Here is a 24,978-nt window from a genome sequence, read left to right on the forward strand (position 1 = left end):
CCCCAGCGGCCACTGTCGCTCCATCCCTCCCGGTGGTTCCCGTCTGTGCAGCCAGTTCCGAGAGCGCCTCGCGGGCGTTCTCCACGGCCTTCTCGCGCTTGGCCGGGTATGCCTCGACCTTGGCCCGAAGGGTCATCCCTGGGCCGAGTCGGACCTCGCCGCCGAACGCCGCCTGCTTGTCCAGCCTGAGGAACAGGGAGTTGTTGTCGTCGACGCGCTCGTCAAGCTCCGCGATCACCCGGTCGATGTCGGGCAGCTCGGAGAGCACCGAGAGCACGTGTCGCACGTCGTCCGCGTTCTCGACTCGCGCCGAGAGGACGACGATGCGGTCCCCGTGGTGCCCCTCGTTCGCGACGCGGTTCACGTCGAACTCGTCGGGAAGGAACGTCCGGAGCGCCTGCTCGACGCGCTTCTCGTCCTCCGTCGCGTAACAGAACGTCCGGAGGTCGACGTAGTGGAAGGGGACGCTCGCCATGAACCGATAGTTTGCACGTGGGCGTGAAAAGGGTTGGATTTTCCCGCGCCGGCGCCGACCCGGTATCCCGCCCGACGAGTGAACGTCGTCCGTGCTCGCGGAGCGGAACCCCCCTGCGTCACGGCGCTGTCGCTTGCCGGTCGGCGGACGCGGGAGAACCGCGAGTTACTCCTCGGCGTCGTCGGCTTCGGAACCCTCTGCGTCCTCGTCGGCCGCCGAGAGTTGTTCGGCGGGGACGCCCTGCTCCTGACCCTCCTCGAATGAGACCGTGTAGGTCGCGTCGCCGAACATCGTCTCCATCACCTGCGTGACCGTCCCCGTCTCGCCGTCGAACTCGCTGTGCTGGTCCGTCAGAACCACGCGGTCGTCCTTCTCGAACTCGCTCATGGAACCCGGTTCGAGGGGGTCGCACAAAAGGACGCTGAAAGCGAGTCGCCGTCGGGGGTGAGCCTGTGGAGACATCGGGGGTTCGGTCCAGAGGGTTCGTGGGGAGTCGGCGCAACTCCCCACTGGTGCTCGACGCGCGACCGCCGACGCACCCCGAAGGCGTTTTTTCACGTGCCGACGTAGCCGGCGCCATGACGACCGTACCGCGGACCGACCACCCGATTCCGGCGGGGGACAGCGTGTGAGGGGCTTCGACGAGGTCCGATTCCTCGCCGACGAGGCCCGGCGGGTCGCCGAGCGGGAGGCCCATCGGCTCGGCCGGGAACACGACGGCTTCCTCACCTTCGAGCGGACCCGTCGCGTCTCGCGGCGCCGCTTCCGGACGCTCGCCGAGCGTGTGAAGCGCTCCGGCGCGCCGTACGGCGCCCACACCATCGTCCACCGTGCGGACGGCGACCTGCTGCTCGTCCGCCACGAGGGCGTCGACAGGTGGGTGCTCCCCGGCGGCGGGGTGCGGGACTGGGAGTCGTTCCGCGAGGCGGCCGCGCGCGAACTCTCGGAGGAGGCCGGCGTCGACGTCGACTACGAGGGGCTGGCGATCCGCACCCGCGTCGACATCGTCTGCGACGACTACCGCACGTGGGGGACGCTGCCGGTGTTCGCGGCCGAGGCGGTGACCGAGGAGCCGGCGGTGTGCGACCCGGACGGAGAGATCTCGGAGGCGCGGTGGTTCTCGACGCTGCCGCCCGACACGCGCGACCGCTCGCACCTGCGGGCGTGGCGCGAGGAACGGGGCTACGGGAACCCCGACTGACGCGGTCGCTCACCGTTCTCGCTCGTTCGAAGGAATCGTCAGCAGTAGCATCCCCACGGCTGGAACTACCAGCCCGCATCCGAACCGTCAGTCCGCCGCCGACGGCGTCCGGTGGAACGGCTGGACCGCGATGGCCCGACGGAGTTCGGGCAGCGAGTCGCGGCCGTGCTCGGACATGGCCGCGACCACGGCGAACACCTCCTGCCTGCTGACCTTCACGCCGCGGCCGTCGACGGCCCGCTCGGGCTGGGCGGCGAGTTCGCGCAGCGTCCCGACCGCGAGCAGGAACGGGATTGCCCAGGCGTCGACCGTGTTGCCGTCGACGAGCGGGAGGTGTTCGAGGTACGACTCCGCGTCGTCGAGGAAGGTGTGTGCGAGCGCGGTGGTCCGCCCGACGACGGCCGCGGTGCCGTCGCGGTGCTCGCTGTCGGTGAGGTCCTCCTGCGGGACGTCCTCCGCGGCGAGCCACTCCTCGGGGAGGTAGACGTTGTTCTCCTCCTCGTAGTCGTCGTGGACGTCCTTGGCGATGTTGACCAGCTGGAGGAGGAGGCCGAACTCCTCAGCCGTCTCGTGGAGCCGGCGGGCGCGCTCCTCGGCGATGTCGCCGCGCGTGAGGAGGTTCGTGATGAGGTTGCCGACGGTGCCGGCGGCGTAGTAGCAGTACTCCTCGAGCTCGCCGCGGGTGCCGATGCGGAGGCCGCCCTCGTCGGCGTAGCGGTCAACGAACTCGGCCATCCCGCCGACGAGTTCCCGGACGGGCGGGACGATGGCCTCGCGAACGTCTTCGGGGAGTTCCCCGAACGTGGCGAACACGCGCTCCGTCTCGGCGACGACCTCCCAGTCGGCCGAGCGTTCGTCGGCCTGTGGGAGGTGCTCGTCGACGGCGTCGCGGAAGTCGGCAGCCGTCGCGTCGGCCGCGGGGTCGAGCGCCTCGTCGTACAGGCGCAGGAGGGCCGACTGCTCGTCCGGGTCGATGCGGTCGGTGTCCTCGACGGTGTCGGCGATCCGGCAGAGGAGGTAGCCGAGACAGATGTACGAGGACATGGGTTCGTCGAGCACGTCCACGGTGAGCGCGAAGGTTCGCGAGACGCCCTGCACGGAGTCGTGACACCAGGCGAGGTCGGCGTCGGGGGCAGTCGTGGCCGGGCGGTCTGCGTCGGACATTCAGGTATCGGTCATAGGGTAGGGGGGATAAAAAGTGGTGTGGGCACGCTCCCGCCTCCGGAACACCATTAAGCCCGGCACGCGCCAGCGTTGCGTATGGACTTCGGCCTGAACACCGAGCAGAAACAGATTCGCGACACGGTCGCGGAGTTCGTCGACGAGGAGGTTGCCCCCCGCGCCGCCGAGATCGACGAGACCGACGAGTTCCCGGCCGACCTCGTGCAGGAGATGGCCGACCTCGGACTCATGGGGATGCCGTTCCCGACCGAGTACGGCGGCGCCGGCCTCGACTACCACAGCTACGCCATCGGCCTGGAAGAGATCTCCCGCGGGTCGGGCGGGCTCGGCACCGTCGTCGCCGCCCACACCTCCCTCGCCGGCAACATGCTGTACGAGTTCGGCGACGAGGCCCAGAAGGACGAGTACCTCACGCCCCTCTCCGAGGGGACGGACATCGGCGCCTTCGCGCTCTCGGAGGCCGAGGCGGGTTCGGACGTGCCCGCCATGACGACGACCGCGGAGAAGGACGGCGACGAGTACGTGGTGAACGGCGGGAAGCTCTGGATCTCGAACGGCTCGGTCGCGGACACCGTCACCCTGTTCGCCAAGACGGACCCCGAGGCGGGCAACAAGGGCATCTCCTCGCTCGTCGTCCGACCCGAGGAGGACGACGGGTTCATCGTCGAGGGGACGGAGCACAAGCTCGGCGACAAGGGCTGTCCGACGGCCGAACTCCGGTTCGACGACATGCGCATCCCCGAGGACCGTCTGCTCGGCGAGGAGGGCGGGGGGTTCGTCCACGCGCTGAAGACGCTCAACGGCGGCCGCATCACCATCGCCGCCCGGGGCGTCGGCATCGCGCGCGCCGCCCTCAAGGACGCGCGGGACTACAGCGGGGAACGCGAGCAGTTCGGCGGCCCCATCTCGGACTTCCAGGCCATCCAGCACAAACTGGCGGACATGGACACGAAGGTGCAGGCGGCGAAGTTGCTGATGCACAAGGCCGCCGACCTGAAGATGCGCGACGAGGACTACATCAAGGAGGCCGCGCAGGCGAAACTGTACGCCAGCGAGATATCGCGGGAGGTGGCCAACGAGGCCATCCAGATCCACGGCGGCTACGGCTACACGAAGGACTTCGCCGTCGAGCGCTACTACCGCGACGCGAAGCTGAACGAGATCTACGAGGGGACGAGCGAGGTGCTTCGGAACACGATCGCGAGCCAGGTGCTCGACGAGTAAGACGCACGAACACCGTCCTGGTGGACATGGAAAGGGCGAGCGAGCGAGCGGCACGAAGTGGCGCGAGCGAGTGAGGGCTTTCCGGAACACGATCGCGAGGCAGGTGCTGGAGGAGTAGCCGGGCCGTCGGGAGGGAATCACTGAAGCGTCGGGCCTGCCGGAATCCCCGACCCAATCGAGTCAGTGAACGTCGACGGGTTTCGAGCGGTCGCAGTCGGTGCGGATAACGCGAGCCATACCCGAGGCGGAGCGCGCGATGGGCGACGGAACCGGGACGCGTCGCTGGCCGGTCGATAATGGGAGGGCAGAATTGCGAGTACCCCTACCCGCTGCCCACCTTCGTACTTGGATAGTGGATACCGAGGTGGGATATGTTTTGTGTTGCGTCGAGTTGCGGATCGTTTAGGTAGAGATGCGGCAGTACGAACCTCACCTCGCACGAAAATTGACGCCTCGAGCATCGAGACCGGTCTTTCGTACCGCGGACCGATTCGGCCGTCCCCTCAGTCGTCGGCCGTCGTCGCTTCCGTCGGCACGAGCGTCTTGATGCCGCCCGAGAGCTCGCGCTGCGGGAACGGGATGGAGATCCCCGCGTCGTCGAAGCGCTCCTTCACGCGCTTGACGTACTCGGCGCGGGTCTTCACGAAGTCGGCGCGCGAGGGGTTCTCGATCCAGACGCGCGACTGGAGGCCGACGGACGAGTCGGCCAGTTCCGTCAGGCGGACCGAGGGCGCCGGGGCGGCGAGGATGTCGGGGTGGCGCTCGGCCTCGTCGACGATGATCTCGGTCGCCCGTTCGATGTCGTCGTCGTAGCCGATGCCGAAGTCAACCTTCAGGCGGAGCGTCTCCTTCGCGACGGGGTTCTTGATGACGTCGTCGGTGAGCACCGCGTTCGGGACGGTGAGCAGTTCGTTGTCGAACGTCCGGACGCGGGTGACCCGGAACGAGATGTCCTCGACGATGCCGGACTGGTCCTCCCACTCGATCCAGTCGCCGATGCGGAACGGCCGGTCGGTGAAGATGAACACGCCGGCGACGAAGTTCTTGATGACGTCCTGCATGGCGAGGCCGATGGCGAGCGTCGCGGCCGCCGCGATGGTCGCGAGCGACTGGAGGAAGTTGCCGAAGCCGGCGAGTCCGAACGCGACGGAGATTCCGACGAAGACGACGACGAGGGTCGTCAACTTCCGCAGCGGTTTGCGCGCGTGGGACTGGAGCCCCTTCCTGTCGAGCATCCGGTCGACGAGCGGGACGACGAACGCCCGGCCGACGAACCAGAACGCGAACAGGACGACGAGGAAGGTCACCACCGCGCCGAGCAGGCCGGCGACGTTGGCCGGCAGGAACGTCGCCAGGAAGTCCGCGACCAGCGTGGAGGGCTCCGTCACCACGCCGGCGTCGGGCGTCACCTGGAGGAACCCCTGCGTCATCGCGTGAAGACCCCCGTGTTCCCGCGGGTCTCGACGATGTCCACCCCGGCGATGTCGGCGAGTTCGACGGCCAGCTCCTCGGTGCTACTCCCGCCGCGGGCGGCCCGGAGGAACTTCACCTTCACCAGATCGCGGTCGTCGAGCTGGTCGGCGAGTTCGTCGGCGACTGACGCCACCCCCTTCTTCCCGACCCAGACGGTCACGTCGAGATCGTGGGCCTGTTTCCGCAGGTCGTGGTCGGTCATGGATACGAGATACGGACGGGCGGGTTTGAAGCCTTGCTTTACGGATGGGACGTGTGACGAAGTGGACGCGAGGGGTGAACCTCCCTAGCGGTACGGGTACCGAGCCGTCTCGCCGCAGTCGCACCGGACGACGACGTGGCTCCCCTCCTGGAGTCGAACCCTGGCGTTGCGCCCCGGGACGAGGAACGCGTCACAGCGATCGCAGGTGAACCGCTCGAAGGAGCGCGGGACGCCACAGCGATGCCGCTCGGCGAGGCGGCGCGCGAGTCGGACGTACTCACGGGCGCGGTCCGGTTCGCCGGCTCTGACCGCCTCGCGCGCGAGGGTCTCGAGCTTCTCGATGCGCTCCTCCGCGATCTCCTGCATTGGGTCGGCTCTCGGATGGGAGTTGGCGGTGGACGGGGGATAGCGGTTTCGGAGCGACTTCCACCCCGAGATGGACGTGGACTCCCGGTTACTCTCGGGACAGCCCTCCGGAGGCGGACGCCAGCACGATAGATCGGAAAGGATTCCAGCAGCCTAAAGAAACGGAGCCGAGAACGACCCCGCAGTGAAGGTCCTCGACTACCTCGAACTCGAATCGCGGCTCGCCCGCGCCGGCATCGGCACGGCCCACGACCAGCAGGTCGAGGCGCTCGACCGCGCCGCCGAGTCCGGCGCCGACGTCGAGGTGATCGAGACCCCCTGGACCGGCGACGACCCCCTCGACGGCCTCTACAACGGCGCCCGCGGCAGGGGGCTGTTCCGCGAGTACGACCTCGCCCACTGCAACCTCATCGGGCCGGGGAGCGTCGCCGTCGCCCGCCACGCGAGGCGGAACGGCATCCCGCTCGTGCTCCACTGCCACGTCACGAGCGAGGACTTCCGGGAGAGCTTCCGCGGGTCGAACGCGGTCGCCCCGGCGCTCCGGCGCTACCTCCGGTGGTTCTACTCGCAGGCCGACCTCGTGCTCACGCCCTCGGAGTACACGAAACGCCAGCTGGAAGCGTACCCGGTCGAGGCGCCCATTCGGGCGCTCTCCAACGGCGTCGACCTCGACTCAGTCGCCGACCACGAGGTGCATCGAGACGAGTACCGCGATCGGTACGACCTCGACGGGACCGTCGCCTTCGCGGTCGGAAACGTGTTCGAGCGGAAGGGGCTCACCGACTTCTGCGAGGTCGCGAGGCGCGTCGACCTCGAGTTCGCCTGGTTCGGCACCTACGACACCGGCCCGCAGGCGTCGCCGACCGTGACGCGCTGGATGCGGAATCCGCCCGAGAACGTCACCTTCACCGGCTGGGTCGAGGACAAGCCGGGGATGTTCGGCGCGGGCGACGTGTTCTTCTTCCCGACGAAGGAAGAGAACCAGGGCATCGTCGTGCTCGAGGCGATGGCGTGCGGGAAGGCCGTCGTCCTCCGGGACATCCCGGTCTTCCGCGAGTACTTCGAGGACGGCCACGACTGCCTGCTCTGCTCGAACCGCGACGAGTTCGTCGACGCCATCGAGCGCCTCGACGCGGACCCCGACCTCCGCGAGCGACTCGGGAGCAACGCCCGCGAGACCGCGGCCGAACACGGCCTCGACCGCGTCGGGCGGGAACTCGTGGAGACCTACCGCGAACTGCTCGGCTGAACCGACCGCCGGACGGGACGGGAGTTCCCGGCGGGACGAAGACGCAAGGCATTACCCACCGCTCCCAGAATCGGGGGAACGATGCAGACGGTCGCCGCCTTCACCGACACGTACCTGCCCACGGTGAACGGCGTGACCTACACGCTGGAGTCGTGGCGCGACCGGTGGCGCGACCGCGGCGGCCGCATGGACGTCGTGTTCCCCGGTGCGCCCGACTACGAACCCGGTGAGGGCGAGTACGCGACCCGGAGCGTCGGCTTCCCGTTCTACGACGGGTTCCGGTTCGGCCTGCCGGGCGTGCCCGACGAGGTGCGCGACGCCGACCTCGTCCACGCCCACACCCCCTTCGCGCTCGGTCTCTCGGGACTCTACCTCGCGCTCCGGATCGACGTGCCGCTCGTGGCCTCCTACCACACGCCGACCTCGGAGTACGCCGACTACATCGCCAACGGTCGCACGGCGACCGCGATAGAGGGCGTCGCCCGCCAATACGAGCGCTGGTACTTGAACCACGCGCGCGTGGTGGTCGTCCCGAGCGAACCGGCGCGCGAGCACCTCCGGGGTATCGGCATCGACGCGCCGGTCTCGGTCGTCCCGAACGGCGTCGACACGGAGTTCTTCGGCCCGGTCGATGGCGGCGACTTCCGGGAGCGGTACGACCTCCCCGACGGCCCGCTCGTGGGCTACACCGGCAGGCACGGCTTCGAGAAGGACCTGGACGAGATCCCGGCCGCGTTCGACGCGGCCGACACGGACGCCACGCTCGTGTTCGGCGGCGACGGTCCCGCGCGGGGGGCGCTCGAACGCATGACCGCGGAGTACGGCATCGACGCCCGCTTCCTCGGCTTCCTCCCTCGCGAGGACCTCCCCGCGTTCTACAGCGCGCTCGACGCCTTCCTCTTCCCCTCGCCCGTCGAGACGCAGGGGCTCGTCGCCCTGGAGGCGAACGCGTGCGGCACGCCGGTCGTCGGCGTGAACGACGGCGCGCTCGCGGACACGGTTGTCGACGGGGTCACCGGCTATCACTTCGCCCGCGGCGACACGACCGACTTCGCCGACGCCATTGAGCGGACGCTGGCCGGGCGCCCAACGCTGTCGGAACGCTGTCTGGACAGACGGGAACGGATGAGCGTCGAGCACGCGGTGGACCGGCTCGCCCATGTGTACGACGGGTTGTAGCAACGTTCGGGGGTCGACTCGAGGGATCCCCTCCTCCGGAGACGGTCGGCGAAAAATCAGTCAGCGGTCGCGGAGGGATCGAGGATTCGCGAGCGACCGTTCGTCGGAACTCAGTCGTCCTCGAGCGCCTGCGCGATGCGCTGGAGCTGTCGGGTCGCGTCGCGGACCTCGTCGCGGAGCTGGCGCACCTCGCGAACGAGTTCCTCGTTGCCGGCGGACTCCTCCTCGGCGCCGCGGCCGCCCGGGCCGCCCATGCCGGGACCGCCCATCCCGCCACCCATGCCGCCGCCGCCACCCATCATCCCGCCCATCATCTGCGCGAACGGATTGCCGCCGCCGCCCATGCCGCCGGGACCGCCGCCGCCCATCAGCTCCTCGGGGTCCGGCGCCTCCCCCTCCTCCCGCTCCTGCTCGCGCCGCTCGCGGATCTCCTCGACGCGCTCGCGGAACGACTTCTCCTCGTCGCTCCCGCCCTCGTCGTTCTCGACTCCTTCCTCGCCGGACGTGGCATCCTCGGGTTCGTCTTCGGCCATGGGAGTCGGTTCGGCCCGCCCTCCGAAAAGGGTTGTCTCTCGATAGCACTCCTGCGGGAGAACACCGGTCGCTGCCGAACCACGTGTTCGTCCCGCCGCCCCGTCGTCGGGCCCGTTCCCGACCCTCGTCGTCGGCCTCATCACCGACCCTCGTTGCCCGGACACCGTCGGTACGGTCCTGACAGTATCACCGGCCAATGTTCCCGACCGGACGGGACGGTCAGAAGTATGCCTGCATCGCGGCGTGCCCGAGGTACATGCCACAGAGGGTGAATGCCCCCGCGACGACGGCCGCTTTGACCTGTTCCACAGTTGTCTCCTCTACTGGTAGGTCGAAAGAAATGACGAAATCGGTCCGTGCATCCGGATGGCCGTCCTCAGCGGGTGTGTGCAGTGACATCCACGGTGGCGACCAACCCGTGCGTTCATATTTCACCGTCCCCGAGGGGGCGGCGTGTTCACGGACCGGTCCGACTCACTCGCGGACGAGCGCCCCCACCGCGGCTACGGCGTCGCGGTCACCCCCGGCGAACGGGGCCCATGCGCGCTCGTCACGGGGTACGGGCTGGCCAACCGCCTCCTCACCTGGCGCGACGGCGCCCTGCGCGACGTCGCCTCGCCCGCGGTCGCGGACGAGGGGCGACACGCCATCGGTGTCGTCGCGGCCGACCTCGACGCGGACGGGTACGAGGAGTTCTACGTCCACAACACCGACGAGTTCGGTGGGCGCACGCGCGACACGGATCTGCTGCTCGACCCCGTCGAGTGCTCGCCTGACTGCGACGGGGCCCGGTGGCGTGACCTATACGGCCTCGGCATCAACGCGGACCGGGGGAACTTCCGCGCCGGCCGGTCCGTCGCCGCGCTGGACCGGTACGGCACCGGCCGGTACGGCGTCTTCGTCGCCTCCTACGGCACTCCCTCCCGGTTCTACGAACTCGGCGACGACGGCGAACTGACGGACATGGCCTCGGCGGTCGGCCTCGACGTGGACGCCTGTGGGCGCTCGTTGCTCGCCGGCCCGATCGTCTCCGAGAGCATGGACCTGTTCGTCGGGGTCGAGCGCGGCCCGAACCGGCTGTATCGCAACGAGTCGGGCCATTACGAGGAGATCGCGGCCGACGTCGGCGTCGCGGATCGCGAGACCGACGCGCGGGGGGTAACCATGGCCGACGCCGCGATCGCCTACGGGTCGTGGGAGGGTCCCAACCGCATATTCGAGCCGCGCGAGGACGGCACCTTCGACGACGTCGCGCCGCCCGAGTTCGCGCAGCCGACCCGCGTCCGCACCCTCGCCTGTGCCGACTTCGACAACGACGGCCGCGAGGAGCTGTTCGTCCACGTGATGGGAGCCGGGAACCGACTGTTCCGCCGGACCCCGGACGGCTGGTCGATGCTCGACCCCGGCCCCGCCGCCGAGCCGAAGGGGCTGGGCACCGGCGCCACGGTCGCCGACTTCGACGGCGACGGGACGCTCGAACTCCTGCTCGTCCACGGCGAACTCGCCGCCCAGCCGCTGTCGCTGTACGCCGCGGAGAACGACAGGGGTTGGCTCAGGGTCCGACCCACCACCCAGTACGGCGCCCCGGCCCGCGGCGCGGCCGTCACCCTGGAGACCGACGAGTGGACCAGGACGAGGGTGGTCTGTGCCGGTTCGGGCTACCTCTGCCAGATGGAACCGGTCGCCCACTTCGGGCTCGGCGACGCCGCCCCCGAGCGAGTCAGGATCCGCTGGCCCGACGGGCGCGAGACGACGATCGACCGGCCGGCCGAGCGCGCCGAACACGAGATCTCGCACCCGATGGCGCCCCGGTTCTGAGTCGGGACGAGCCAGTGGGACTGCCTCCCGCCGATCACGAGCAACGGGTGACCCGGGCCCGGTTGCGAATCCGGTGACAACTGGGCAGGTCGGAGGAGTCGGGGGAGACGCGGACCGCTTTTCACGGACGCCCACCCAGCCACGGACGATGACCGACCGACTCGGGAAGGCCGACCGCGCGCTGTTCGAGACGGCGATCTACCCGAACCTCGGCGCGGACCGGGCGGACGTAGCGCTCGGTCCGGCCCACGGCGTCGACTTCGGCGTCCTCGACGTCGGCGGGCGCGCGCTCGTCGTCGCAACCGACCCGCTGTCGGTGCTCCCCGACCTGGGCTTCGAACGCGCCGGGCGCTTCGCGCTCTCGTTCGCGCTCGCGGACGTCGCCGTCTCCGGGGTTCGCCCCTCCCACATCGCCCCCACGTTCTCCCTGCCGACCGCGATGACCGACGACGAGTTCGCCGACCTGTGGCGCGCCATGGCGACGGAGTGCGAGGACCTCGGCATCGCGGTCGCGACCGGCCACACCGCCCGCTACCCCGGCGCGTCGTACCCCTGGGTCGGCGCGACGACCGTCCTCGGGGTCGGAGACCACAACGACCTGATCCGCCCGGACGGGGCGCGGCCGAGCGACCGCCTCCTCGTGACCCGCGGTCCGGCCATCGAGACGGCCGGCCTGCTCACGACGCTGTACCCCGGGACGTTCGACGAACTAGACGAGTCGACGCTCCGCGACGCGCAGGCGTGTCTCGACCGGACGAGCGTCGTTCGGGACGCGCTCGCCGTGGCGGAGGCCGGGCGGAGCGAGGACGGCGAGGGGGTCGCAGACATCGACGCCACCGGGCGCGACGTGAAGGGGGGCGGCGTCACGGCGATGCACGACGCGACCGAGGGCGGACTTCGCGGCGCGCTGTGCGAACTCGCCGGCGCCGCCGGCGTCCGCATCGACGTCGACTCGACCGCGGTCCCGGAGGACTCGGCCGCCCTCGCCGCCTGCGAGGCGCTCGGCCTCGATCCGTGGGCCTGCACCACTGCGGGGACGCTCCTCGTGGCGGTCCGGCCCGGGTCGGTCGACGCGGTCGTCTCGGCGCTCAAGTCGCGCGGGACCGCCGTCGGCGTCGCCGGCCGCGTGCGGGAGGGAGAGGGCGTCGTCGTCGACGGTGAGCGGGTCGAGCCGCCGGCGGAGGACGAGTCATGGGCGGCGTACGCGGCGCTCTCGGCGGACGAGAATGTTTCCTGAATCGAGTCGATCCGACCCGCTACTACGTACGCCGCGTCGGACGTGCGTACGGGTCGGGTGAGCGGATAATTACTTGCCGAACAGGCGGAGGCCGACACCGAGCAGCGCGACGAGGCCGCCGGCGATGAACGTTCCCGGAATCGGAAGCACGAACAGGCCGATACCCAGCAGGACGACGATCGTTGAGATTCGCATCGCCGGTACTTCTCCACCTGTTCGGAAGTGAGTGACGGCCGTCCGCGGGATGACTGACGGTAGCACACCTGCCGCCGGCCCCGAGAGATCTCCATCCGATCCCCTACCCCAGTTTCCCACGTATTATACAAATATGACATAAAACCGGCGAGGAACTCGACGCGGAATCGGAGGAGATCTTCACACCCCCCGGCAGAGATCAGCCCGAACTGCCGGTGAGAGCTCAAAGAAGAGCATTCTTCGGTATTCGTCCTGGGAACTGGGTGAGTCCAACTCGACCCGGGGGTCGATCGGATCAGCGACCGGTATCGATCGCAGAGATCGGCGCTTGATGCGTCATCTGCACGCGTATCCCGAAGTCCGATTCAGTTAAGGGGAGAGGCCTCGCCGAGGAATCATAAATATAAGATGTTAGATTGGTTGGGAACTAATCCTGCTCCCTGTCATTTTCAGTCACGGGTTCGAACGGTTCGGACGGAAGCGACGTCGGCGGGGAGCCGAGAGCTAAGAGTACGTGACGTTCAGTTCGATGACGTTCACCGTCTCTTTCAGGCGCTGGGCGAGTTCGTCCTCGAGGTAGTCGCCTCGAACCCTGTTCGTCGGCCCGGAGACGCTGACGGCGCCGAGCACGCGGCCGTTGTTGCTGAGGATCGGCGCGGCGACGCAGCGCAGGCCGCGAAGCCGCTCCTCCTCGTCGAACGCCAGGCCGCTGTCGTGGATCTCGCGGAGCTCCGTGAACAACCGTTCGCGGTCGGTGATGGTGTTCGGCGTGAACTGTTTCAGGCCGTGTTCGTCGATGATCTCCTCGACCCGCTCGTCGGGGAGGTGTGCGAGGATCGCCTTCCCCAGGCCGGTACTGTGGAGCGGGACGCGCGTGCCGACGTGCGCTTCGACCCGCACCGCGTCCTCCCCGCGCGCCCGGTGCAGGTAGGAACCCCGCCCGTGTTCCTCGATCATCAGGTTCGCGAGTTCGCCCGTGGACTCCGCGAGCTTGTCGACCTCGGGGTTCGCGATCTCGAATATGTTCAGCCGCTGGCGCGCGTACGCTCCGTACTCGAGGAAGCGGATTCCCACGCGGTACGTCGAGCCGTCCTTCACGACGAGTTCCTCCTGCAGGAGCGTGCTCAGGTAGTTGTGGACGGTGCTCTTCGGCATCCCGAAGTGACGCGCGAGTTCCGTGCTCCCGGCGCCGTCCAGCTCCACGAGCGCGTCCAGCACGTCGAAGGCCGTCTCGATCGATTTCACCGCGTTCTTCGCTTCCTTCGCCATACGACCGCCTTACGTGGATCGCGGATAAGTCTTTATTCAGCTATGTAGAAGGAGTAGCCAGATAGCGGGAGGCAGTCCGCCGATAGTGAAGGAAAACTTCGAATGGTGACGAGGTCCCGGCAATCCCGAGCGGAATCCGGTAACCAACTTGATACCTTGGAGGCACTCGGTTCAGGATTGTGGAACGCATCGGCTTACAGCGGTATCTCTGTAATGGCAGGGTGAACCGTCCGCGTACGGTCGACTTTCAGTTCCGCGATCGAGGGTGCGGGATCACGTCTCCGTTCACCAATGAGGAACGATCTGCGTGAATGTGCGCTCTTTGCCCCGATTCCAACTTTCTCGACTGTACGGTGGGACATCCCCACCAGATGAGGACCGAGAGCGAATGTGAGCTCGGTGAAGTCCACATCAGGGCTCGTGAGGTGCCACGCGAAGGGAACCAGCGATTGGAAGAAAGCGGGGCGGCCAGTCAGTGATGGGTTGTAAAGACGGCTCGAATCGGGACCGCTGCCTACGGCGTTCCCCGAACAGTCACACCCACTTGTCATCCAGGTTCGGAAGTCATTCTCCGACGACACGTCGGTTCAGGTCCCGGAACCGTTTTCACCGAGACCCCTGATGTCGAACCGTCGCATGAACTACGAGCAGTTGCGGGACCCGAACGCGGAGTACACGATGCGCGACCTCTCGGCGGAGACGATGGGCATCTCCCGGAGTCGCGGCGAGCGGCGCGACGTCGAGATCACGGACGTGCAGACGGTGATCGTCGACGGCAACTACCCCTGGACGCTCGTCCGCGTCTACACCGACGCCGGCGAGGTGGGGAACGGCGAGGCGTACTGGGGCGGCGCGCTGCCGGAGATCATCGAGCGGCTGACGCCGTTCGTCGTCGGCGAGAACCCGCTCGACATCGATCGCCTCTACGAGCACATGGTCCAGAAGATGTCCGGCGAGGGCTCGATCGCGGGGAAGGACATCGCCGCCATCTCGGGGATCGAACTCGCGCTCCACGACGTGGCCGGGAAGATCCTCGACGTCCCGGCCTACCAGCTCCTCGGCGGCAAGTACCGCGACGAGGTCCGGACGTACTGCGACTGCCACACCGAGGACGAGGCCGACCCGGAGGCCTGTGCGGACGAGGCCGAGCGCGTCGTCGACGAACTCGGCTACGACGCCCTCAAGTTCGACCTCGACGTGCCGTCGGGTCACGAGAAGGACCGCGCCAACCGCCACCTCCGCGGACCGGAGATCGATCACAAGGCGGAGATCGTCCGGCGCGTCACCGAGCGCGTCGGCGACCGCGCCGACGCCGCCTTCGACTGCCACTGGGCGTTCTCGTCCGGCAGCGCCAAGCGGCTGGCGCGCGAGCTCGAGGAGTACGACGTCTGGTGGCTCGAGGACCCCGTCCCGCCGGAGAACCACGACGTCCAGCGGGAGGTGACGCAGTCGACCGCGACGCCCATCGCGGTCGGCGAGAACGTCTACCGAACCCACGGCCAGCGCAAGCTCATCACCGACCAGGCGGTCGACATCGTCGCGCCGGACGTCCCGAAGGTCGGCGGGATGCGGGAGTCGATGAAGATCGCGACGCTCGCGGACATGTTCTACGTCCCCGTCGCGATGCACAACGTCTCCTCGCCGATCGGAACGATGGCGTCCGCGCAGGTGGGCGCTGCCATCCCGAACTCGCTGGCCGTCGAGTACCACAGCTACGAACTCGGCTGGTGGGAGGACCTGGTCGAGGAGGACGACCTCATCCAGGACGGCTACATGGAGATCCCGGAGGAGCCGGGGCTCGGGCTGACGCTGGACTTCGACGCGGTCGAGGAGCACCTCGTCGAAGGGGTGGAGATGTTCGACAAGGCGTAGCTTCGTCGAGCAGGCAGTCCTCCGATTTTCCATCGACGTTTCTTGGGTCGACAGCCCCCGGCCCCAGCGGTCGGTCGAATCCGAGCGAAGCAGTCCGGTGAGTGCTCGCTTGTGATCAACGCGGTGTGATCAGAGCGGTACGTCGGAGCGGAACTCCTCGCGGCCGGAAACGCCTACGTCGAGGCGGAAGAGCGCCCCCGCCCACTCCCCCTGCGCCGGCCTGTCGTCGCCGCCGGCGCTCGTCACGTACAGTTCGTCGAGGTCCGGGCCGCCGAACGCGACGCTCGTCACCTTCTCCGCCGGAACGTCGTACCGTTCGAGTTCGGCCCCGTCCGGGTCGTAGCGGACGACGCAGCCCCCGTCCCAGCGGGCCGACCAGACGCAGTCCTCGGCGTCGACGGTCAGCCCGTCGGGCACCCCCGGCGCGTCGGACGACCGGACGAACGGTCGGCGATCCGAGACGGCGCCCGTCCCCCCGTCGTAGGCGTAGCGGTAGATCGTCCGGGCCTCGGTCTCGGTGAAGTAGAACCGGTCCCGCTCCCGGGTGAATCCCATCCCGTTCGGGATAGCGACGTCGTCCTCGATGGCGGTCGCGTTCCCGTCCGTGTCCAGACGGTACAGCGTGCCGCCGCGGTCCGACGAGGGCATCGTCCCGCAGAACACGCCGCCGAGGGGGTCGGCGATCACGTCGTTGAACCGGGTGTCCGACTCGACGGGGGTCCCGACCGTCTCGAGGTCGCCGTCGCGCCAGCGACCGACCCGCCCGCCGTCCATGAAGAGGAGGAGCGACCCGTCGCGCTGGACGGTGACGCCGCCGATGACGTCGGCCTCGTGGACGCACTCGCTCGCGTCCGCGGCCGGGTCGTACCGGAGCAGTTCGCCGGCTGTGATGTCGACCCAGTACAGGCGCTCCTCACCGGGGTGCCAGACGGGGCCCTCCCCGAGTTCGCATTCGTGATTGGTGACGCGTTCGAGCGACATGGACGGCCGAACGCGTGCCCCCGACAAATACCTGACCGTGGACGGTCCGGCGTCGTCCCGGTTGGCCGCGACGTCGCAGCCGGGAGTCGACGTGCGACGGGGAGTTCGTCGGGTAGCGCCGCTCTCCCGGTTCCTGACGAGCCCGTACGAGGACGGGCGACGTCATCCGGTTTGTAAGTACCGGTGGTTTTATCTGCATCTGGTAATACTGACAGGTCGCCATGGTAGATGATGACAATTCGCGTTCCAGTATCGAGCGGCGCAGGTACCTGAGGGGGTTGACCGTGGGGGCCGCGCTCGGACTCGCCGGCTGTTCCGGGAACACGGGCGGAAACGGTGGAAACGGCGGAAACGGCGGCGGTAATGGCGGCGGGAACGGCGGCGGCAACGGTGGGGGGATGGCGGGAACACCCTCGAGGTGCTCCACGGCTGGGCCGGGGGCGACGGCGAAGCCGCCGTCACCGCACTCATCGAGGCGTTCGAGGAGGAGCATCCCGACATGGACACGGACTTCCAGGCCGTCGGGGCCAGCGCCAACGTCAACCTGAACGCGACGATCCTGCGCCGGATGGTGAACAACAACCCGATGAGTTCGTTCGCCAACTGGCCCGGGAACAACCTCGAACGGTATCGCGATCACCTCATGGACCTGGAGTCGGACGTCTGGGAGGCCGAGGGGTACAAGGAGAACATGCAGTCCAGGGCGATCGAGCTCTGTACGTTCAACGACAAGATGCCGGCGGTGCCGCTCGGCTCCCACCGGATGAACAACCTCTTCTACAACGTCTCGGTCTTCGAGGAGGCCGGCGTCGACGCCGGGAGCCTCGATAGCGTGGACGCCCTCATGAACGCGCTCTCGGCCATCCAGGAGAACACCGACGTCACGCCCATGGGCCAGGCGATGGTCGCACCGTGGACGGTGCTCCAGCTCTGGGCCCAGGTCCTGATGAGCCAGGCGAGCGTCGATGCGTACATGGACTTCATCGATGGCAACGGCGACAGGCAGGCCATCGTCGAGTCGCTCGACGCCGTTCAGGAGATACAGGAGAACTACATCACCGAGGACGCGTCCTCGGTCAGCTTCACCGACGTCGGCGGGAAGATGATCAACGGGGAGGTCGCGTGTATGCACCAGGGTAACTGGCTGGCCGGCCAGTTCCGCGTCGACGACTCCTTCAACTACAAGGAGCACTGGGACTGGGTCCCGTTCCCCGGTACCGAGGGCGTCTACGGCTACCACATCGACGCCATCGTCGCCCCGGCGGACAACCCGAGCACCGAGGAGACCATCGCCTGGCAGAAGTTCGTCGGGACGAAGAAGGCGCAGATCGAGTTCAACAACCTGAAGGGATCGGTGCCGCTCCGGACCGACATCGACCCCGGCGAACTCGGCGACTTCATCGGGATGACGTACGAGGACCTCACCAGTTCCGACCGGTACCCGCCACCATCGCGCACGGGCTCGCGGTCACGCCCGAACAGATGGGCGCGTGCAAGACCGCGATGAGCGAGAACATGATGGGTCCGTACGACACGGGCTCGGCGGCCGACGCGCTGCTCGATGCCGTCTCGCAGTAGCTCCCGAACCGGAACGACACCTCACAGGATTTCGATACACTGACACACAGATGGGTACGCACGAAACGACGGAGACGGCGGAACCGACCGAGGAGACGGTCGACTGGGAGACGAAACTCAGGTACTTCCTGAACAGCGACTTCGTCCGGTCGTCGCCCTACTGGGGAATCCCCTTCGTCCTGATGGGGATCGCCGTGTACGGGGGGATCGGCTTCAACGTCGCCATCTCGCTGACGGACGCGGAGGGACTGACCCCGCCCGACTACAGTAACCTCGACCTGGAGATGTACAGCGCGGTCCTCGGGAACGACGCGTTCCTCCAGGCCGCACAGAACAACCTGGTGCTGCTCGTCGTGTTCACGACGATCTGCCTGATCTTCGGACTGTTCCTCGCCGTCCTCCTCGATCAGGGGATCCGATTCGACGACAAGATCCAGACGATCTACCTCCTGCCGATGAGCCTCTCGTTCGTCGTCACGGCCCAGATGTGGCTCTGGATGTTCAACCGGCAGAACGGTATCCTCAACATCATCGTGACCGCGTTCGGGTTCGACTCGATCGACTGGCTCGGGAACCCGTCCATCGCGCTGGGGGCGATCATCTTCGCGCTCATCTGGCAGTTCAGCGGCTACACCATGGTCGTCTACCTGGCAGGGTTGCGCTCGATTCCGACCGACCAGTTCGAGGCGGCACGCGTCGACGGGGCGAGCACGACGAAGACCTACCTCCGGGTCATCGTCCCGCAGTTGAAGGAGGCGTCCGTCAGCGCGGCGGTCGTCCTGATGGTGTTCGCGCTCAAGGCGTTCACGTTCCTGTACGCGCTCACCGGTCGGTACCGCCCGCCGAACGGGACCGACATCCTGGCGACGCTGATGGTCCGGCAGGCGTTCAAGTTCGGCAAGTGGGCGTACGCCGCCGCCATCGCATCGTTCCTGATGCTCATGGCGCTCGGCGTCATCGCGCCGTACCTCTACTACCAGTACAGACAGGGGAGCCTCTGACCATGTCACGATCCACCTCCGACGCGGGAATCGACGTCGCCGGGCTCGTCGAGGAGTTCGACCTCGCCCGGGTCGGTCACTACGCGCTCATCGTCCTCTTCCTGGGGTTCTTCCTCGTTTCCCTGGAGACGGGCATCATGACCGCGCTGAAGACGAACGAGGCGGTCGCACGCTCGCTCCCGTTCGCGCCGCCGACCGGGGAGGGGTTCACGCTCGGCAACCTCCGGTTCGCGTTCGAGCGGCTCTCGGGGTCGTTCTTCAACTCCCTGTTCATGGCGATCCCCGCGACGATCGGCAGCGTCCTGCTCGGCAGCATGGCGGCCTACGGGCTGACCCTCGTCGACTGGCGCGCGCAGATGGGGTTCCTCTCGCTGTTCCTCATCGGCATCTTCCTCCCCTACCAGGCGGTGCTGGTCCCCCTCGCCCGGTTCTGGAACAACATCTTCCCGCTGGCGTCGATGCTGGAGCCGACGTTCGAGGCCCTCCCGTTCCTGCAGGGGTTCCACGCGAACCTGGTCCCGCTGATCATCACCCACATCGCGTACGGCATCCCGATCTGTACGATCCTCTTCCGGTCGTACTACCGAAGCCTCCCCGGTTCGCTGGTGGAGGCGGCCAAGACGGACGGCGCCAGCATCACGAAGATCTACCGGCGCGTCATCCTCCCAATCTCGAAGCCGATGTTCGGCGTCGTGTTCATCTACCAGTTCACCCAGATCTACAACGAGTTCCTCTTCGCGTTCACGCTCATCACGGGGGCGGACACCCCGCAGGCGGTCGTCACGCTGATCCTGCCCGCGGTCGGGGCGTCGACGTCCGGGATCGACTTCGGGATCCGGATGTCCGCGTCGTTCCTGGCCGCGCTACTGACGCTGATCATTTACGTCGCGTTCGCCGAACAGTTCGCCGAGGGACTGCGCACGGAGAGCGGATAACGGAGGAGTACACATGGGACGAATCAGAATCCAAGACCTGACGAAGCGGTTCGGAGACACGGTCGCGGTCGATCGGCTCGACCTCGACATCGCGGACAGCGAGTTCCTCGTGCTCGTCGGCCCCTCGGGCTGCGGGAAGTCGACGACGCTGCGCTGTCTCGCCGGCCTCGAGACGCCCTCGGCTGGCGACATCTACATCGACGGTGACCACATGAACTACCGGGTGCCCCAGAAGCGCGACATCGCGATGGTGTTCCAGGACTACGCGCTCTACCCACACATGACCGTCCGCGGGAACATCAAGTTCGGCGTCGAGGAGGAGGAGGGGTACACGAAGGCCGAACGGATGGAGCGAGTCGAGGAGGTCGCCGACCTGCTCGGCATCACCGACCTGCTCGGTCGGAAACCCGCGGAGCTCTCGGGCGGGCAACAGCAGCGCGTCGCGCTCGGACGTGCCATCGTCCGCGAGCCCGCGGTGTTCCTCATGGACGAGCCGCTCGCGAACCTCGACGCCAAGCTCCGGTCGGAGATGCGCACGGAGCTCCAGCAGCTCCAGAACCAGCTCGACGTGACGACGGTGTACGTCACGCACAACCAGACGGAGGCGATGACGATGGGCGATCGCATCGCGGTCATGCGTGAGGGCCAGCTACAGCAGGTGGGCGAACCCCTCGAACTGTACCACGCGCCCGCGAACCAGTTCGTCGCCGGGTTCATCGGCGAGCCGATGATGAACTTCGTCCACGGCCGGCGCGAGGGCGAGACGTTCGCGAGCGACCACCTCGAGTACCCGCTGGAGCGCGACATCCTGTCGGACGTGGGCGAGGCGAGGGACATCGTCCTCGGCGTGCGCCCGGAGGACGTCGCCGTGGGCGAGCAGCCTCCCGCCGCGGAGGCCGACCTCGACGACCACGAGTTCCGCATGGACGTGAGCGTCGTGGAGCCACACGGCAACCAGAACGTCGTCCACCTGTCCCCGCCCGACGCGTCGGACGATCACGACGTTCTGCAGGCGGTGACCGAAGGGATGTACGTCACCTCCGCCGGCGAGTCCGTCGTCGTCGCCATCGAGCCCGACCACGTGCACGTGTTCGACGAGGCGACGGGCGAGGCGCTCCACAACCGCCGCCTCGAACCGAACGCGGAGGTCACCCACGTCTGAGGTGTTCACGGAATGTCACAACTGCGACTCGACGACGTGAGCAAGGTGTTCACCGACGACGACGGAAACGACGTCGTCGCGGTCGACGACGTCTCGGTCGACATCGGGGACGGGGAGTTCCTCGTCCTCGTCGGCCCCTCGGGCTGTGGAAAGTCCACCACCCTGCGGATGATCGCCGGGCTCGAACGGATCACGGGCGGGGAGATCAGCCTCGGCGGGCGGACCCTGAACGAGGTGCCGACCCAGGAGCGGGACATCGCGATGGTGTTCCAGTCGTACGCGCTCTACCCGCACATGACCGTCCGCGGCAACATGTCCTTCGGGCTCGAGGAGTCCACCGACCTGTCCGACGCCGAGATCCAGGAACTCGTCGAGGAGACCGCCGGGATGATGGGGATCGGCGACCTGCTCGATCGGAAACCCGCTGAGCTCTCGGGCGGGCAACAGCAGCGCGTCGCCCTCGGCCGCGCCATCGTCAGGGACCCCGAGGTGTTCCTCATGGACGAGCCGCTGTCGAACCTCGACGCGAAGCTCCGCTCGCAGATGCGAACCGAGCTCCAGCGTCTGCAGGCACGACTCGGTGTCACGACGGTGTACGTGACCCACGACCAGACGGAGGCGATGACGATGGGCGACCGCATCGCCGTGATGAACGACGGCGAACTCCAGCAGGCGGGGACGCCACTGGAGCTGTACCACGAGCCCGTCAACCGCTTCGTCGCCGAGTTCATCGGCGAGCCGTCGATGAACTTCCTCCACGGGGAGTTCGACGGGTCCGCGTTCCACGCCGGCCCAGTGGCCTACCCGTTCGACGACAGCGTGGCCGGAGCAGTCGGTGACGCCGACGACGTCGTCCTCGGAATCCGCCCGGAGGACGTGGACTTGCTCGACGCCGGCGAAACGGGGATGAACCCGGAACACGAGTTCGAGATGCAAGTGACTGTCGTCGAGCCGATGGGCGACGAGAACGTCGTCCACCTCGAGTTCCCCCACGCGGGCGGCGAGGCGGACGACCTGCTCGCGACGACGGGCGGCATGCGGACCTTCGTGGCGGGAAGTGCCGTGACCGTCCACGTACCGACCGACGCGATTCACGTGTTCGACGGCGAGACCGGTGAGGCGCTCCACAACCGCCAGCTCCCGGACGATCGGCCTCCCGCCTGAACCACCGTTACCGCAGACTCGGGTCGTGAGTTGCCGTCGCCCCCGTTCGGATGTGGAGCGTCGCGCCCGACGCGTCGAGGTCAGAACGCGCTGTCGGCGAAGCCGCCGTCGACCGTGAGCACCTCGCCCGTCACGTAGGAGGCGGCGCCGCTGGCGAGGAAGATCGCCGCGCCGACGATTTCCTCGCGGTCCGCCACGCGGCCGAGCGGCGTTCGCTCGTCGATGCGCGTCCGCTTCTCGGTTCCCACGGCGTACGTGTCCGCGTTCTGCGGGGTGATGACGAACCCCGGCGCGACGGCGTTGACGCGGATCTCGGGCGCGAGTTCCTTCGCAGACGCACGCGTGAACGCCTCGACGCCGCCCTTCGCCGCCGAGTAGGCGGGGAGGTTCGCCATCGAGAGGCGCGCGGCCAGCGAGGAGACGTTGACGATGGCCCCGCCGTCGGCCATCGCGGGGACCATCGCCTGCGTGACGCGTCGGACGCCGTCGAGCGCGACGTCGGTGACGCGGTCCCACTCGTCCTCGTCGACGTCCGCGACCGATTGCCGCGAGATGGCGCCCTGCGACGCGACGACGACGTCCACGCCGCCCATCGCGTCCACGGCCGCCTCGCGAACGCCATCGAGCGTCGCTCGGTCCGTGACGTCACACGTCACGCGGGCCGTGTCCGCGCCGCGCTCCTCGATCGCCGTCGCGGTCTCCTCGACCGCCGCCTCGCTCCTGCTCGTCGCGACGACGTCCGCGCCCTCCGCCGCGAACCCGAGCGCGATCGCCTGCCCGATCCCGCTCGTCCCGCCGACGACGACGACCCGCCTGCCGTCGACGCCGATCGGCGTGTGTTCGTATTCGACCATACCCGTACTCCACGCCGGTTCGACTAGTAGGTTTGGGGCGGAAGCTTCCGAACTGACGGGACCGGGGCGTTCGGCGGACCACGGACTGAGGTCCGACGGCTCCGAACCCGGCCCGCAACGACGGGATACTTCGGGTCCGAATCGGCGTTCGACGGCGGAAAACTCCGGGCGGGCGGCCACCCGCGTTCCCTCGTAACCAAGGGTTTTAGACTCGGCTTTCTGTACTGGGGGACGATGAAAGACTGGCTCGATGGCTACGACGCGCGGGAGTGGCAGACGACATCGGAGGGCACCGTCAGGTACGCCCTCATCGGCTTGGGCTGGTGGACCATCGACGTCGCGCTGCCCGCGATCGAGGAGTCCGACCTCGGGGAGGCGACGGTGCTGGTGAGCAGCACGTCCGAGAAGGCCGAACGGCTCGCTTCGGAACACGACGTCGGCGCCGGCATCAGCTACGACGAGTTCCACGAGGGCGCGGCGAGCGACTCCTACGACGCCGTCTACGTCGGCACGCCGAACGCCTACCACCTCGAATACGCCGAGACCGCCGCCGAGCTCGGCAAGGCGATCCTCTGCGAGAAGCCCATGGAGGCGACCGTCGAGCGCGCGGAGCGGATGGTCGAGACCTGCGAGGACGCCGACGTTCCGCTGATGATCGCCTACCGGATGCACACCGACCCCGCCATCCAGCGGTGCCGGGAGCTCATCGAGGACGGCTTCATCGGCGAGCCCGTCTCGGTGTACGGCAACAACAGCCAGCCGCTGCTCGAGATGATCCCGGACCCGGACCAATGGCGGCTCGATCCAGACCTCTCCGGGTACGGCACCTCGGTGATGGACCTCGGGATCTACTCCATCAACACTGCGCGGTACCTGCTCGACCGCGACCCGGTGGCCGTCCAGTCGCGGATGTCCTCGACCCACGAGGCGTTCTCGGACGTCCCCGACGAGCGCTCCTCGGCCATCCTGGTGCTGGAGGACGACGTCGGGATGGTCACGACCGACAGCCAGAACGCCCACGAGGACACCGAACTCAAGATAACCGGGACCGAGGGGCAGATCGACATCCAGCCCGCGTTCCACGGGGAGTGCACGCTCCACCTCTCGCGGAACGACGTCTCCGTCACCGTCGAGCACGAGGAGTTCGACGCCCAGGGGGAGATGCGCGAGGAGTTCGACTACTTCGCCGACCGCGTGCTCACCGGCGGCGACATCCACGCCGACGGGCGGCACGGGCTGACCGACATGCGCACCATCGAGGCCATCCACGAGGCCGCCGAGAGCGGCGACGTGGTGGAGCTGTAAGGTCGGCGTCCGCGATGGCGGTCGGCCCCCTATCGACCCGTCTCGATCGGCGGACGATCCGCTCTTTCGTCCTAACCGCCTCACGCATCCATCACTCATATACGAATTCTATTATTTTCCCGAACCAACCTGATCCCATATATTTATTCAGGAGTTCGGTACTGTTCCCGAATGCGTTTTCTCTCCCCCGGTCGCCTACCCCGAATCCGGCGTTCTATTCCCTATCTCGGCGAAGTTCTGCCGGATTATCCAGCTCCCGACGAACCCACAGTCGCGATCACCACGACGTCATCCCGGTCGGAGTCATCGGCCCGACGAATTCGATCCTCGAACGATGACTGCTTAGCGGACAGTTCTCGCCAGTTCGGTTGATCAATCCCGAACAGCGGACCGAACCTGTACGGACCCCCAGGGGTTTATTTTCTAGTATATATGTATAATTGGTAGTTTGCCGATCGTGGCGTGGTTCCGTACTTCCATCTCGGCCCGAGCGAAGGGTGGAGTCCTCACAACTGACTGGGT

The 24,978-nt window shown here is 67.7% G+C and carries 23 protein-coding genes and 2 pseudogenes; 13 read left to right on the top strand and 12 right to left on the bottom strand.

Annotated features, from left to right (window positions below; translation table 11 throughout):
* Positions 1 to 52: 52 nt before the first annotated feature.
* Together HUG10_RS06030 and HUG10_RS06035 are read right to left on the bottom strand one after the other, a co-directional pair.
* Positions 53 to 475, bottom strand: a pseudogene (locus HUG10_RS06030) (RNA-binding protein); the annotation flags it as partial.
* A gap of 165 nt (positions 476 to 640) precedes the next feature.
* On the bottom strand, positions 641 to 862 hold the full coding sequence (locus HUG10_RS06035; protein WP_179168704.1) for a DUF1918 domain-containing protein: 222 nt from the start codon (positions 860 to 862) through the stop codon (positions 641 to 643).
* Between the two features lie 241 nt (positions 863 to 1,103).
* On the opposite strand from HUG10_RS06035, the gene HUG10_RS06040 reads away from it, so the two are divergent.
* On the top strand, positions 1,104 to 1,676 hold the full coding sequence (locus HUG10_RS06040) for an NUDIX hydrolase (protein ID WP_179168705.1): 573 nt from the start codon (positions 1,104 to 1,106) through the stop codon (positions 1,674 to 1,676).
* An 87-nt stretch (positions 1,677 to 1,763) separates the two neighbouring features.
* Here HUG10_RS06040 and HUG10_RS06045 read toward each other — a convergent pair whose 3' ends face one another.
* A complete protein-coding gene (locus tag HUG10_RS06045) occupies positions 1,764 to 2,840 on the bottom strand; it encodes a phytoene/squalene synthase family protein (RefSeq protein WP_179168706.1) in 1,077 nt (358 codons plus the stop codon).
* A 96-nt stretch (positions 2,841 to 2,936) separates the two neighbouring features.
* Here HUG10_RS06045 and HUG10_RS06050 point away from each other — a divergent pair, with 96 nt between their 5' ends.
* On the top strand, positions 2,937 to 4,082 hold the full coding sequence (locus tag HUG10_RS06050; protein ID WP_179168707.1) for an acyl-CoA dehydrogenase: 1,146 nt from the start codon (positions 2,937 to 2,939) through the stop codon (positions 4,080 to 4,082).
* A gap of 503 nt (positions 4,083 to 4,585) precedes the next feature.
* On the opposite strand, the gene HUG10_RS06055 is transcribed toward HUG10_RS06050, so the two are convergent.
* The 3 genes from HUG10_RS06055 to HUG10_RS06065 form a co-directional block, all read right to left on the bottom strand.
* Positions 4,586 to 5,512, bottom strand: coding sequence for a mechanosensitive ion channel family protein (locus tag HUG10_RS06055; protein WP_179168708.1), 927 nt, complete (start codon positions 5,510 to 5,512; stop codon positions 4,586 to 4,588).
* Positions 5,509 to 5,757 carry a YhbY family RNA-binding protein gene (locus HUG10_RS06060; RefSeq protein WP_179168709.1) on the bottom strand — a complete coding sequence of 83 codons (249 nt, stop codon included), beginning with the start codon at positions 5,755 to 5,757 and terminating at the stop codon, positions 5,509 to 5,511. Before HUG10_RS06060 ends, HUG10_RS06055 begins: the two co-directional genes overlap by 4 nt.
* Before the next feature lie 84 nt (positions 5,758 to 5,841).
* Positions 5,842 to 6,123: a ribonuclease P protein component 4 gene (locus HUG10_RS06065; RefSeq protein ID WP_179168710.1), complete on the bottom strand. Its 282-nt coding sequence runs from the start codon at positions 6,121 to 6,123 to the stop codon at positions 5,842 to 5,844.
* 184 nt (positions 6,124 to 6,307) lie between these two features.
* On the opposite strand from HUG10_RS06065, the gene HUG10_RS06070 reads away from it, so the two are divergent.
* Both HUG10_RS06070 and HUG10_RS06075 read left to right on the top strand, forming a co-directional pair.
* Entirely contained in the window at positions 6,308 to 7,372 is a 1,065-nt protein-coding gene (locus tag HUG10_RS06070) for a glycosyltransferase family 4 protein (protein WP_179168711.1), read from the top strand.
* A gap of 81 nt (positions 7,373 to 7,453) precedes the next feature.
* Entirely contained in the window at positions 7,454 to 8,551 is a 1,098-nt protein-coding gene (locus HUG10_RS06075) for a glycosyltransferase (protein ID WP_179168712.1), read from the top strand.
* 110 nt (positions 8,552 to 8,661) lie between these two features.
* Here the strand turns inward: HUG10_RS06075 and HUG10_RS06080 are convergent, their stop codons facing one another.
* Both HUG10_RS06080 and HUG10_RS06085 read right to left on the bottom strand, forming a co-directional pair.
* Positions 8,662 to 9,084: a hypothetical protein gene (locus HUG10_RS06080; protein ID WP_179168713.1), complete on the bottom strand. Its 423-nt coding sequence runs from the start codon at positions 9,082 to 9,084 to the stop codon at positions 8,662 to 8,664.
* A gap of 220 nt (positions 9,085 to 9,304) precedes the next feature.
* A complete protein-coding gene (locus tag HUG10_RS06085; RefSeq protein ID WP_179168714.1) occupies positions 9,305 to 9,484 on the bottom strand; it encodes a hypothetical protein in 180 nt (59 codons plus the stop codon).
* A gap of 54 nt (positions 9,485 to 9,538) precedes the next feature.
* On the opposite strand from HUG10_RS06085, the gene HUG10_RS06090 reads away from it, so the two are divergent.
* Together HUG10_RS06090 and HUG10_RS06095 are read left to right on the top strand one after the other, a co-directional pair.
* Positions 9,539 to 10,903 carry a CRTAC1 family protein gene (locus HUG10_RS06090; RefSeq protein ID WP_179168715.1) on the top strand — a complete coding sequence of 455 codons (1,365 nt, stop codon included), beginning with the start codon at positions 9,539 to 9,541 and terminating at the stop codon, positions 10,901 to 10,903.
* A 148-nt stretch (positions 10,904 to 11,051) separates the two neighbouring features.
* Entirely contained in the window at positions 11,052 to 12,140 is a 1,089-nt protein-coding gene (locus HUG10_RS06095; protein ID WP_179168716.1) for an AIR synthase-related protein, read from the top strand.
* 69 nt (positions 12,141 to 12,209) lie between these two features.
* Here HUG10_RS06095 and HUG10_RS21990 read toward each other — a convergent pair whose 3' ends face one another.
* Positions 12,210 to 12,335, bottom strand: coding sequence for a hypothetical protein (locus HUG10_RS21990; protein WP_281375710.1), 126 nt, complete (start codon positions 12,333 to 12,335; stop codon positions 12,210 to 12,212).
* 504 nt (positions 12,336 to 12,839) lie between these two features.
* Positions 12,840 to 13,604 (bottom strand): IclR family transcriptional regulator, encoded by a 765-nt coding sequence (locus HUG10_RS06100; RefSeq protein ID WP_179168717.1) that lies wholly within the window; start codon positions 13,602 to 13,604, stop codon positions 12,840 to 12,842.
* 636 nt (positions 13,605 to 14,240) lie between these two features.
* Between HUG10_RS06100 and HUG10_RS06105 the strand changes: the two genes are divergently transcribed.
* Positions 14,241 to 15,476 carry a mandelate racemase/muconate lactonizing enzyme family protein gene (locus HUG10_RS06105; protein WP_179168718.1) on the top strand — a complete coding sequence of 412 codons (1,236 nt, stop codon included), beginning with the start codon at positions 14,241 to 14,243 and terminating at the stop codon, positions 15,474 to 15,476.
* A 129-nt stretch (positions 15,477 to 15,605) separates the two neighbouring features.
* On the opposite strand, the gene HUG10_RS06110 is transcribed toward HUG10_RS06105, so the two are convergent.
* Complete coding sequence (locus HUG10_RS06110) at positions 15,606 to 16,457, bottom strand: SMP-30/gluconolactonase/LRE family protein (protein WP_179168719.1); 852 nt, start codon at positions 16,455 to 16,457, stop codon at positions 15,606 to 15,608.
* A 284-nt stretch (positions 16,458 to 16,741) separates the two neighbouring features.
* Between HUG10_RS06110 and HUG10_RS06115 the strand changes: the two are divergent.
* The 5 genes and pseudogenes from HUG10_RS06115 (at position 16,742) to HUG10_RS06135 (ending at position 22,297) form a co-directional block, all read left to right on the top strand.
* Positions 16,742 to 18,035, top strand: a pseudogene (locus tag HUG10_RS06115) (ABC transporter substrate-binding protein).
* Between the two features lie 50 nt (positions 18,036 to 18,085).
* Positions 18,086 to 19,036: a carbohydrate ABC transporter permease gene (locus tag HUG10_RS06120; RefSeq protein ID WP_179168720.1), complete on the top strand. Its 951-nt coding sequence runs from the start codon at positions 18,086 to 18,088 to the stop codon at positions 19,034 to 19,036.
* Positions 19,037 to 19,038: 2 nt separating this feature from the next.
* Complete coding sequence (locus HUG10_RS06125; RefSeq protein WP_179168721.1) at positions 19,039 to 19,971, top strand: carbohydrate ABC transporter permease; 933 nt, start codon at positions 19,039 to 19,041, stop codon at positions 19,969 to 19,971.
* 13 nt (positions 19,972 to 19,984) lie between these two features.
* Positions 19,985 to 21,133 carry an ABC transporter ATP-binding protein gene (locus HUG10_RS06130; RefSeq protein WP_179168722.1) on the top strand — a complete coding sequence of 383 codons (1,149 nt, stop codon included), beginning with the start codon at positions 19,985 to 19,987 and terminating at the stop codon, positions 21,131 to 21,133.
* Positions 21,134 to 21,145: 12 nt separating this feature from the next.
* Complete coding sequence (locus HUG10_RS06135) at positions 21,146 to 22,297, top strand: ABC transporter ATP-binding protein (protein WP_179168723.1); 1,152 nt, start codon at positions 21,146 to 21,148, stop codon at positions 22,295 to 22,297.
* An 80-nt stretch (positions 22,298 to 22,377) separates the two neighbouring features.
* Here HUG10_RS06135 and HUG10_RS06140 read toward each other — a convergent pair whose 3' ends face one another.
* Positions 22,378 to 23,151, bottom strand: coding sequence for an SDR family NAD(P)-dependent oxidoreductase (locus tag HUG10_RS06140; RefSeq protein ID WP_179168724.1), 774 nt, complete (start codon positions 23,149 to 23,151; stop codon positions 22,378 to 22,380).
* A gap of 234 nt (positions 23,152 to 23,385) precedes the next feature.
* On the opposite strand from HUG10_RS06140, the gene gfo6 reads away from it, so the two are divergent.
* Positions 23,386 to 24,456 carry a D-xylose 1-dehydrogenase Gfo6 gene (gene gfo6 / locus HUG10_RS06145; protein ID WP_179168725.1) on the top strand — a complete coding sequence of 357 codons (1,071 nt, stop codon included), beginning with the start codon at positions 23,386 to 23,388 and terminating at the stop codon, positions 24,454 to 24,456.
* Positions 24,457 to 24,978 lie beyond the last annotated feature (522 nt).

The sequence above is a fragment of the Halorarum halophilum genome, from assembly GCF_013401515.1.
In the GTDB taxonomy this organism is placed as follows: domain Archaea; phylum Halobacteriota; class Halobacteria; order Halobacteriales; family Haloferacaceae; genus Halorarum; species Halorarum halophilum.